The following is a 609-nucleotide window of genomic DNA, read 5'->3' as shown; positions in this document are numbered from 1 at the left end:
CCACGGAGTGATTCATGACTGGGGTGAAGTCGTAACAAGGTAGCCCTAGGGGAACCTGGGGCTGGATCACCTCCTTATACGATTTAGAACTTATTTGTTCGTAGTGTCCACACAGATGATTGTTATTGTAAAGAGAACAACACTTATTGTTTTGGGTCTGTAGCTCAGCTGGTTAGAGCGCACCCCTGATAAGGGTGAGGTCGGTAGTTCAAATCTACTCAGACCCACCACTTCTTGTCTAATCAAGAAGATGGTTAAAACAGTAAGTACCAGCATATGTGGGGCTATAGCTCAGCTGGGAGAGCGCCTGCCTTGCACGCAGGAGGTCAGCAGTTCGATCCTGCTTAGCTCCACCACTTTTACTTCTTAAAAATAAATATTCTTTATCGGGCCATTAACTGCCTGAGAATAGAGTGTGTTTAATTTTGAGAGGTTTTTGTATCTCTTGCTCTTTAAAAATTTGGAAAAGCTGATAATAAAATTATGATAGATACATTGTATTTATCAAGAGTTTTCAAAAGTAAAAAAAGAATGGTAGCAGTACCATTCAGTGCCATTTAATTAACTCTTATGAGTTGATTGATTGGTATCTACTTTAGTATTCAATAT

General features: G+C 39.6%; 2 tRNA genes and 1 rRNA gene. All 3 read left to right on the top strand.

Annotated elements, in window-relative coordinates:
* A 16S ribosomal RNA gene (locus tag H5115_RS20000) occupies positions 1–77 on the top strand; the annotation flags it as partial.
* Positions 78–153: 76 nt separating this feature from the next.
* Positions 154–230: transfer RNA gene (locus tag H5115_RS19995), tRNA-Ile, on the top strand.
* 50 nt (positions 231–280) lie between these two features.
* Positions 281–356, top strand: a tRNA-Ala gene (locus tag H5115_RS19990).
* Positions 357–609: the final 253 nt, after the last annotated feature.

The sequence above is a fragment of the Pseudoalteromonas sp. SR44-2 genome (assembly GCF_014163745.1).
Lineage (GTDB): Bacteria > Pseudomonadota > Gammaproteobacteria > Enterobacterales > Alteromonadaceae > Pseudoalteromonas > Pseudoalteromonas distincta.
This window is presented reverse-complemented; position numbering and strand designations above follow the sequence as displayed.